The 8,927-nt window shown below is 70.0% G+C and carries 12 protein-coding genes; 3 read left to right on the top strand and 9 right to left on the bottom strand.

All coding sequences use genetic code 11. The features are described from left to right. Positions 1-158: 158 nt before the first annotated feature. Both AC3A57_RS04080 and AC3A57_RS04075 read right to left on the bottom strand, forming a co-directional pair. Complete coding sequence (locus AC3A57_RS04080) at positions 159-641, bottom strand: hypothetical protein (protein ID WP_487577692.1); 483 nt, start codon at positions 639-641, stop codon at positions 159-161. Next, on the bottom strand, positions 638-1,033 hold the full coding sequence (locus AC3A57_RS04075) for a hypothetical protein (RefSeq protein WP_487577691.1): 396 nt from the start codon (positions 1,031-1,033) through the stop codon (positions 638-640). The genes AC3A57_RS04080 and AC3A57_RS04075 overlap by 4 nt, the downstream gene beginning before the upstream one ends. A 244-nt stretch (positions 1,034-1,277) precedes the next feature. Here AC3A57_RS04075 and AC3A57_RS04070 point away from each other — a divergent pair, with 244 nt between their 5' ends. Beyond that, complete coding sequence (locus tag AC3A57_RS04070; RefSeq protein WP_487577690.1) at positions 1,278-2,303, top strand: DUF4344 domain-containing metallopeptidase; 1,026 nt, start codon at positions 1,278-1,280, stop codon at positions 2,301-2,303. Positions 2,304-2,351: 48 nt separating this feature from the next. Here AC3A57_RS04070 and AC3A57_RS04065 read toward each other — a convergent pair whose 3' ends face one another. Both AC3A57_RS04065 and icd read right to left on the bottom strand, forming a co-directional pair. After that, the gene (locus tag AC3A57_RS04065) at positions 2,352-2,834 is read right to left on the bottom strand and encodes a hypothetical protein (protein ID WP_487577689.1); all 483 of its coding nucleotides are present in this window, start codon (positions 2,832-2,834) and stop codon (positions 2,352-2,354) included. Positions 2,835-2,959: 125 nt separating this feature from the next. Then, complete coding sequence (icd, locus tag AC3A57_RS04060) at positions 2,960-4,288, bottom strand: isocitrate dehydrogenase (NADP(+)) (RefSeq protein WP_487577688.1); 1,329 nt, start codon at positions 4,286-4,288, stop codon at positions 2,960-2,962. 308 nt (positions 4,289-4,596) lie between these two features. On the opposite strand from icd, the gene AC3A57_RS04055 reads away from it, so the two are divergent. Then, positions 4,597-4,830 carry a hypothetical protein gene (locus tag AC3A57_RS04055; protein ID WP_487577687.1) on the top strand — a complete coding sequence of 78 codons (234 nt, stop codon included), beginning with the start codon at positions 4,597-4,599 and terminating at the stop codon, positions 4,828-4,830. 76 nt (positions 4,831-4,906) lie between these two features. On the opposite strand, the gene AC3A57_RS04050 is transcribed toward AC3A57_RS04055, so the two are convergent. Together AC3A57_RS04050 and AC3A57_RS04045 are read right to left on the bottom strand one after the other, a co-directional pair. Then, a complete protein-coding gene (locus AC3A57_RS04050; RefSeq protein WP_487577686.1) occupies positions 4,907-5,269 on the bottom strand; it encodes a YkgJ family cysteine cluster protein in 363 nt (120 codons plus the stop codon). A gap of 418 nt (positions 5,270-5,687) precedes the next feature. Beyond that, on the bottom strand, positions 5,688-6,395 hold the full coding sequence (locus AC3A57_RS04045; RefSeq protein ID WP_255595000.1) for a UPF0149 family protein: 708 nt from the start codon (positions 6,393-6,395) through the stop codon (positions 5,688-5,690). A 71-nt stretch (positions 6,396-6,466) separates the two neighbouring features. On the opposite strand from AC3A57_RS04045, the gene AC3A57_RS04040 reads away from it, so the two are divergent. Then, positions 6,467-6,865, top strand: a complete 399-nt coding sequence (locus AC3A57_RS04040) for a YchJ family protein (protein ID WP_487577685.1) — start codon at positions 6,467-6,469, stop codon at positions 6,863-6,865. Between the two features lie 110 nt (positions 6,866-6,975). Here AC3A57_RS04040 and AC3A57_RS04035 read toward each other — a convergent pair whose 3' ends face one another. The 3 genes from AC3A57_RS04035 to queF all read right to left on the bottom strand — a co-directional run bounded on the left by AC3A57_RS04035 (position 6,976) and on the right by queF (position 8,866). Next, positions 6,976-7,470 carry a hypothetical protein gene (locus AC3A57_RS04035; RefSeq protein WP_221670626.1) on the bottom strand — a complete coding sequence of 165 codons (495 nt, stop codon included), beginning with the start codon at positions 7,468-7,470 and terminating at the stop codon, positions 6,976-6,978. 50 nt (positions 7,471-7,520) lie between these two features. Next, positions 7,521-7,823, bottom strand: a complete 303-nt coding sequence (locus tag AC3A57_RS04030) for a LysM peptidoglycan-binding domain-containing protein (protein ID WP_221670625.1) — start codon at positions 7,821-7,823, stop codon at positions 7,521-7,523. A gap of 227 nt (positions 7,824-8,050) precedes the next feature. Next, positions 8,051-8,866: an NADPH-dependent 7-cyano-7-deazaguanine reductase QueF gene (gene queF, locus AC3A57_RS04025; RefSeq protein ID WP_487577684.1), complete on the bottom strand. Its 816-nt coding sequence runs from the start codon at positions 8,864-8,866 to the stop codon at positions 8,051-8,053. Positions 8,867-8,927 lie beyond the last annotated feature (61 nt).

Raw genomic sequence — 8,927 nt, 5'->3', positions numbered from 1 at the left:
TCGGGCTTCGATCGATGGCGGAGGCGTTGATTCCTCTGCGCGTCCCTTGGTCGCGGCTTACGCCGCTCCTACAGGGGACGCGGGACAAAGACGCGGCGAGAAGGATGGCAGTCGCGGCTCGCGCCGCTCCTACCCCTGCGCACGGCGGGTCATCGCTCCTACGCGCGGCGGAGGGCGTCGATGCCTGCGTCCGCCGCCGCCGGTTTCGCGGCCCCGCCGCGCAACTCCAACGCCACCGCCACCGCCACGCAGGCCGCGATCCACGGCCACTGCGGCAGGAAGAAGCCGAAGGTCGGCTCCCACAGGCCCCAGGTGTTGCCGTAGAAGCGGGCGTAGTCGGTGAGATTGGCGTGCAGCGCCAGCAACAGGGACGCGGCCGATATCGCGGCCGCCAGCCAGCGATCGTAGCCGCGCGGGCCGCGCCGGCGCTGGCGCCAGCGCAGCAACAGCGACCCCGGCAGCAGGGTCGCCACCATCAGCGCCAGGCTCAGCAGGGCCAGCTCGCCGAGGAACACTTCCGGCGTCAGGATCCGCATCCAGGCCGCGTCGAGCTCGTCGACCACGTCCAGCCACAGCGCGTTTGCCGGGACCACGACGCTGGCGGTCAAGTACCACAGGCAGCGCAACAACAGGCGGCTCATGCCCGATGCCCCAACAGCGTGCGCAAGGCGTCGCCAGCATAGAAGCGGGTGGCGCTCAGCGTCGGCACCTGCGGCGCGATGGTCGGGTCGAAGCGCAATTCGGGCCCGTAGACCAGACCGTCGACCCCGCCGAGCCGGGTCAGGCGCTTGAGCACGAACAAGCGATAGCCGCGGCCGACGTAGGCCAGGCTGCCGCCGTCGCTGAGCATCGGCGCGTCCGCCTCCAACACCGCGTGGCGCGGCGCACGGCCGGCCTGCGCCCGCTGGAAATCCTCGGCCGCCTCGCCCAGGCAGCGTCGCAGCTGGGGCGCCAGAAGATTCGGATCCAGCCCGGCGTAGGGGCCGTCGGCGGCGAACGCCGCGGTGTACGGATCGGCGGGGGCGGCGGTCATGGCATCCGGTCCAGGACGTTCGGCGGCCGGCGCGGACGGCCTCGGGATTGCCGCGCAACTGTCAGAAATTCGATGCCATCCTCGAAACGAACGGAGTACCATCCGCCCGACGGTGCATGGACGCTGCTGGCGCCGATTGGAACGGCCGGCCTTCCGGTCGGGGGAATCCAGTCGTCGACCGCGTCTTGTGCGCTCGGAACCGGGATCGTCGTGTCCCGCAACGCAGCAGACAAGAGCCACAGACATGGTACAGAAAATCATCATCGGCATTCTGGCGACGGCCCTGGTCGCGGTCTGCTCGATTTGGGGCTACACCGAATGGCAGAAGCGCCAGGTCGCCGCGCCTGCGGCGGCTGTCGCGCCCGCACCGGTCAAGCCGCCGGAACCGGTCAAGACCGAGACCGAACTGGCGCCGACCGCGGCCGAAGTACCGGCGGCGGAGAAGGCCGACGGCACCCACTTCACCTACCAGTACATCTCGCCGCGCAACCCCGAGTTGCTGGCGATGTACAACATGGCGCGCGAGATCGACGTGCTCAAGCAACTGCCGGAGATCAAACAGCTCGACGGCTGGCTGACCCTGCCGCGGCCGATCAACTTCATCGCCGCCGAATGCGGCACGACCAACGCCTTCTACGCCAAGGACAAGGGCGATATCGTGCTGTGCTACGAGATGCTCGAGCTGCTGGTGCGCCAGGGCGGGGCGATGGCCCAGGCCAGCGGCGGCGGCACCCGCGATCAGCTCGAGTACCTGATGGCGAACCTGCGCTTCCTGATGCTGCACGAGACCGGCCACGCCCTGGTCGACATGCTCGACCTGCCCTCGACCGGACGCGAGGAAGACGCGGTCGACCAGCTCGCCACCACCCTGATGCTGTCGCTGGTCAGCGCCGACGAGTCGCAGGGCGACATCGCCCAGAAGCTGCAGCTGGCGTCGAACTTCTTCCTGATGACCGACGACGGCAACCACGACTTGGCGACCTACGCCGACGAGCACTCGGTCGGCGCGCAGCGCTTCTTCAACCTGCAGTGCATGATCTACGGCAACAACCCCGGCAAGTACCTGCGCATCGTCACCAGCGGCCGCCTGCCGGAGGCGCGCGCGCTGCGCTGCGAAGAGGAAAGCAAGCAGATCACCCGCAGCTGGATGCGCCTGATCGAGCCGAACATCGCGCCCAAGCACCGGCTGACCCGCGAGGAGGAAGCGGCCAAGATCGCCGAGATCCAGCAGAAGCAGGTCGAGAACAGCCAGGCGCCCTACATGCGCTGAGCGCGACCGGGCGTCCGGGTCGCACGGCCCGTGCAGGAGCCGGGCGGCTCAGGGCTCGCGGCCGTCGGGCATCAGCAGCACCAGCGCTTCGCAGGCCGGCGCGTCGCAGCCCCATTCGCGCACCGCGTCGCCGTCGCGCCAGACCGCGGTGGCGGCGGCGTTGATCGAGAACGTCCACTCGCGGCCGTCGGCGCGCAGGCGGCCGCCGATCGTGCACGGCAGCCAGTAGAAGTCGTGGTACTCGCCCTCGCGCAGCGCGTGGCCGGCGGCGAAGAACGCGGCCACCTGGCGTTTGCTCAAGCGCCAGTCGCGGCAGGCCGGTTGCAGCGCGGCGTCGCGCCCGGCGGGGTCGTGGAAGACGGCCGCCTCGACCTGCAGCACCTCGATCGCGCCGGCCTGGGGCGAGGCCGGCGGGGCGTGCGCGCAGCCCGCGGCCAGCAGCGCCGACGCGGCGGCCAGCGTCGCCTGCCGCCATGCCGTCGCCGCCGGGCGGACGCGCCGGTCCGCAACGCGCTGGAATGCTTCGCTCATCGGCCGTCCTTCGCCTTCGCGCCGGCGGATGCGCCGGCCTTGGGCATGGTAACGGCAGCCCGGGCCGCAAAAAACACGGGGCGCCGAAGCGCCCCGTGCCGGTGTCGCGATGCGCGTCGCGCGCCTCAGAGATGCTTGATGATCTCGTCGGCGAACTCCGAGCACTTGACCTCGGTCGCGCCGTCCATCAGGCGGGCGAAATCGTAGGTCACGCGCTTGCTGCCGATGGCCTTGTCCATCGCGGCGATGATCGCGTCGGCCGCTTCGGTCCAGCCCAGGTAGCGCAGCATCATTTCGCCCGACAGGATCACCGAGCCCGGGTTGACCTTGTCCAGGTCGGCGTACTTCGGCGCGGTGCCGTGGGTCGCCTCGAACACAGCGTGGCCGGTCACGTAGTTGATGTTCGCGCCCGGCGCGATGCCGATGCCGCCGACCTGCGCGGCGAGCGCGTCGGACAGGTAGTCGCCGTTGAGGTTCAGGGTCGCGGAGACGTCGTATTCCTTCGGCCGCAGCAGGATCTGCTGCAGGAAGGCGTCGGCGATCGCGTCCTTGATGACGATGCCGGCGCCCGGCTTGCCTTCCGGAATCACGTGCCACGGGCCGCCGTCGAGCTCGACCGCGCCGAAGTAGTCGCGCGCCACCTGATAGCCCCAATCACGGAAGCCACCTTCGGTGAACTTCATGATGTTGCCCTTGTGGACCAGGGTCACCGACTTGCGCTTGTTCTCGATCGCGTAGGCGATGGCGCTGTGCACCAGGCGCTCGGTGCCCAGGCGGCTGACCGGCTTGATGCCGATGCCGACTTCGACCGGCAGCTCGCGCGCCGGGGCGCCGATGGCCTGCAGTTCCTTCAGCCACGCCGCGTTCTTCTCGGCGGTGCCGAAACGGATCTTGTCGGCGGCCTGCGGGAACTCCTTGCTCAGGAAATCCAGCACCTTCTGCGCCTCGGCGCTGCCGCCGGCCCATTCGATGCCGGCGTAGATGTCCTCGGTGTTCTCGCGGAAGATCACCATGTCGACATCGCCCGGCTTCTTGACCGGCGAGGGCACGCCTTCGAACCAGCGCACCGGGCGCAGGCAGACGTACAGGTCGAGCATCTGGCGCAGCGCCACGTTGAGCGAGCGGATGCCGCCGCCGACCGGCGTGGTCAGCGGGCCCTTGATGCTGACCAGGTAGTCGCGGCAGGCCTGCACGGTGCCGTCCGGCAGCCAGGTGCCGTAGGTGTTGTTGGCCTTCTCGCCGGCATAGACCTCCATCCATTCGATCTTCTTCTGGCCGCCGTAGGCTTTGGCGACCGCCGCATCGAGCACGCGCACGGAGGCGCGCCAGATGTCCGGGCCGGTGCCGTCGCCTTCGATGAACGGGATGATCGGGCGATCCGGCACGTTGAGGCCGGTCGGGGTCTTGGTGATCTTGGCGCCGCCTGCGGGCGGCGTCGCTACGAACTCGGTCATTACGATCTCCAGTGGGGCCGCCGTGCGCGTGCGCATGGACGGTGCAGGGTGCCTGCGGGTCGTGGTGGCGAGCCGACCCGGCCGGCCATTGTCGCGGTTCGGGCCGGACGAGGCAAAGCGCGCGGCTGTGCGCGAGCCGGCCGCGTCGCGGAACGCCTCGTTGCGTGCAAGCCGCTGCCGTTGATCGGGCGGCTCGCGCCGGGCGCCGGATCCCGGTTCCGCCGTCGTCGCTTTGATGGATACTCTGGGCCGCACCGTCGCCGTCGGCCGCAGCGCCGCGGGCGGACAGCGACAGGAGGTCTGCCGACATGCAGCTCATGCATTATCCCGACGGCCAGCGCATCCACCCCGGCGACCGGGTCCGCATCGCCGACCGCTACCGCGGCACGGTGGTGGCGTGCATCGACACCGGCCGCTATCTGGACGGCTACGAGCAGTGGCTGTACCTGGGCGAAGGCATCATGGTCGACACCGACTTCGGCGGCCTGATCCATTACCTCGACGCCGACGAGCTGCAGCTGCTGCGGCGCATCACCCACTGAGCGACCCGCGCCGAGCGATCGCGGACGAATCCGCACGCGTCGGGCGGGGCGGGCGAACGCCGCGGCGGCGCGCTGCTCAGGCCGCCGCGGGCGGCCAATCCGCCGGCGTCAGCGGCGCCAGGCCGTGGGCGATCCGCGCCTTGTCGCATTGTGGGCTGGCCGTGCCCTGCTCCCAAGCCGGCTGCAGCTCGTGGCAGGGCGAGGGCCGCAGCGCGTAGATGCCGCAATGCGCATCGCGGCCGACCTCGCCGCGCAGCTGCAGGCAGCGCACGTTCGGGCCGCCGTACGTGCCGCGCATGACCACCCGATGCGGATCCAGCGTTTCGGTCAGCGCGCTCGGGGTGATCCCGTCCGCATGCGCGTCGGTTTCGCTCCAATGGAAGGCGACGCGGAAGTGAGCGCAGCAGGCGCCGCAGCTCAGGCACGGATGGGTGGACATGCGCCGAGGGGCGATGGGAAGGGAGCGGTATTGTCGGGCAAGGCCGCGGAGCGAAAAAGGGCGGGAGCCGATCCCGCTGGCCCGTCCGGCCAGCAGGCATGGCCTGCCGGCGTCCGGTCGTGCGCGAACCGGCGGTTCGCAGGCGCACGCCCTCCCCCCTTCCAAGGGGGGGACGTTCCAACGGTGGGCGGCAAGCCAGGGCCGCGCGGGGCGACGGCCTGCGGTCGCGACCGAGTCGGATCGATCGCTACGCCGGTGCCCGGCCAGCAAGCAGAGCCGGCTGGCGCTCGACCGTGCCCGAACCGGCGGTTCGCAAGCGCACGCTCTCACCCTTTTCAACGGGGGAACCGCTACGTCGAAAAGCAGCAGCAGAGGCGGGGAGACGGGGGAGCAGAACAACGGCGCCGGATCGCGGGCCTCAGGCCCCGCAGCACTTCTTGTACTTCTTGCCGCTGCCGCAGGGGCAGGGATCGTTGCGGTCCGGAGTGTCGGCGCGGCGCAGCGGTTCGCGCGGGGTCAGCGCGTCGATGCGGTGGTGGTGCAGGTCGGCCAGCATGCCCGGCAGGCCGGCGACGATCTCCAGCCGCTCGCGGTAGCTGATCGGGGTCGCCGGCGCGGTCGGGTCTTCGCCCAGCACCTCGCCGCTGGCGAGGCGGTCGAGCAGGCCGAAGATCTCGTCGATCCAGTCGTTCTCGTCCAGCCAGCGGTCCCAGCCGGCTTCGCGCAGCTCGACCCCGCGGAAGAAGCCGAATGCCCAGTCGCGGCCGACGTCGAGTTCGTCCGGCTGTTCGGTGTCGGGTTCCTCGGGCAGCCACAGCAGCGGCGCCAGGTGGTCGGGCAGGTCGTCGTCGCCATGGCGCACGCGCGCGCTGACCATGTTCCAGTGGCCCTGCAGCAGGGCGCCGACCTCCGCCGCCTCGGCCTCGTCGTTCCAGCGCGGCTCCTTGCCGCCCCACACCGGCGGCTGCCACTCGGTCGCCGGGGGCTGCTCGGGGCCGACCACCAGGGCCGAGACGAACCCGTCCAGGGCCTCCAGGTTGAAGCCCTTGTAGGGCACGGCGCGCTGATCGAGCAGGTCGGCCAGGCGTTCGATCTGGCCGTCGTCGAGGTAGGCGGGCGCTTTCATGATCGGGTTCTGCGGACGAGAGGGGACGCGCATGGTAGTCGCTGCGGCGTGTTCGCGCTGAAAATGGCCCCATGACCGCCCGAATCGCCTTGCCCGCCGCCTGCCCCTGCGACCCCGCCCGCCGCTACGCCGACTGCTGCGGCCGCCTCCACCGGGGCGCCCCGGCCGACAGCGCCGAGGCCTTGATGCGTTCGCGCTACAGCGCCTACGTGCTGGGCGATCTGGAGTACCTGCGGGCCAGCTGGCACCCGGCGTCCTGCCCGGACGAGTTGGAGTTCGACCCCGCCGTGCGCTGGCTGGGGCTGGAGGTGAAGCGCCACCAACCGGACGGCGCGGACGCGGCCACGGTCGAGTTCGTCGCCCGCTACCGGGTCGGCGGCGCCTCGGCGGTGCGGCTGCACGAGATCAGCCGCTTCCAGCGCGTCGACGGCGGCTGGCGCTACCTGGACGGGACCTTCCCGCGCGGTTGAGCCGATGCCGCCGCGCCGGCCGCTACCGCCGGCCGCCACGGCAGATAAAAAAAGGGCGCGGCAGTGAGCCGCGCCCGGGCTTGCCCGCCCATAGAGGCGGAGAGAGAGGGTTACTTCACTTCCAGTTCGGCGGTGTTGGCGACCGCGCCGTTGGCGCTGATCTCGACCTTGTACTTGCCGGCCGGCCACGGCGACTTCTTGGTGAAGATGAAGTTGCTGGTTTCGGCGCCGGCGGTGTTGAGGGTCTGGGTTTCCTCACCGGCCACCTGGCCGTCCTGGAAGCTCAGCTTGGCGGTCAGGTTGGCATTGGTCGCTGCGCCGTCGGTGGCGACCGAGGCGATGATGGTGTCGGTCGGCTTGAAGGTGGTGGTCGGCGCGGCGATCTTCTTGTCCGCACCGGCGGCGGTGCCCAGGGTGACCGAGGTGACGCTCAGCGCGGCCGGAGCCGGGGTCGCAGCCGGAGCGGGTTCGGGCGCCGGGGCCGGAGTTTCGGCGGCCGGGGGCGGAGTCGGAGCCGGTTCTTCCTTCTTCTTGCAGCCCGCCAGCGCCAGAGCGGCGACCAGGGCGGCGGCGACGGCGTAATGCGTGCGATTGCGGATCAGCATGGGTGGATCTCCTGGGAAAGGCCGGGTGATGAGGTGGAACGCCGTCGACGTCAGTCGTTGATGGTCGGAATCTTGAGGATCTGACCGGGCTGGATCTTGTCCGGATCGTCGAGCTGGTCGCGGTTGGCCTCGAAGATCGCGTTCCACTTGCTCGCCTTGCCGTAAAACTGCTTGGCGATGTGCGAGAGCGTGTCGCCCTTTTCGACCGTGTAGGTCTGCTCGCCGACCTTTTCCGCGGTGGTGTCGACATTCACCGACACGTCGCTGAAGTCGGCCTTCTCGACCTTGTCCGCGGTGGTGTCGACGTTGACGTTCACATCGGAGAAATCGGCTTTCTTGTCCGGGGTAGTCATGGATTGAGGGCTCCTGCCGAAGTGGCGCAGGCAACATGACACGAAGATTGTTAAAAATGCATAGCGCCTGCGTGAACTCACATTACAAATCTGAATAATCCGATCGCCGGCATTCAGTACGCCGGGATCGGTCGAACCCAGGCGCACGGTCCAGCCCGCTACGGACCAGCCCCCCCATTGAAAACAGGGCGATCGCCTGCGTAGCGCCGCGAACGGCCGCCGCCGGCTTACTGGCGCAGATCGCGTCCCGGCGTCGGCCGCTCGCGCCCCGGGCTGCCGCGCCAGGGATTGATGTCGAGCCCGCCCCGCCGGGTGTAGCGCGCTTCCACCGACAGCCATTGCGGCTGCGCGCGCTGCCACAGGTCGGCGTAGATGCGTTCCACGCACTGCTCGTGGAATTCGGCGTGGTCGCGGAACGAGATCAGGTAACGCAGCAGCGCCGCCCGGTCCAGGCGCGGGCCGCGGTAGGCGATGCCGACCCGGGCCCAGTCCGGCTGGCCGGTGACCGGGCAGTTGGACTTCAGCAAGGCGCTGCACAGGGTCTCTTCGACCAGCTGGCCGGGGTCGGCGCGCAGGTGGTCGGCATTGGGCGGGCCGTAGTCGTCGATGGCGACGTCCAGCTCGTCGATCGATTCCGCGCCTTGCCCGGCCTCGTCGATGGGCGGCAGGCCGAAGGCGACCTCGACCGGCGCGCCGGCGGCGGCCGACAGGTCGGCGACGATGCGCGCCCGCACCTCGTCGTCGCTGTCGAAGCCGGTGGCGTTGAACGAATTGAGATAGAGCTTGAGCGACTTGGACTCGATCAGCTGCGGCGAGGTCGCCGGCACCGCGATGGTGGCGGTGCCGACCCGCGGCTTGCCGCGGCGGTCGAGCCAGCTCAGCTCGTAGGCATGCCAGCGGTCGATGCCGACGAAGGGCAGCGCCTGGTCCGACAGGCCGATATGGGCGCGGCCGAGCGAGCGGGCGATCGGGAACAGCAGCGAGGGGTCGTACTCGCGCGGGTAGTCGACGTGGCGGCCGAGGGGGAGGTCATGGGTGGTCATGGCGATATTTTAGCCGCTGCCGGTCTCGCCCCGCCCCGCCCCGCCGCAAAGCCCCGCTTAT

The sequence above is a fragment of the Lysobacter sp. Soil_C_15 genome, from assembly GCF_057657315.1.
This window is presented reverse-complemented; position numbering and strand designations above follow the sequence as displayed.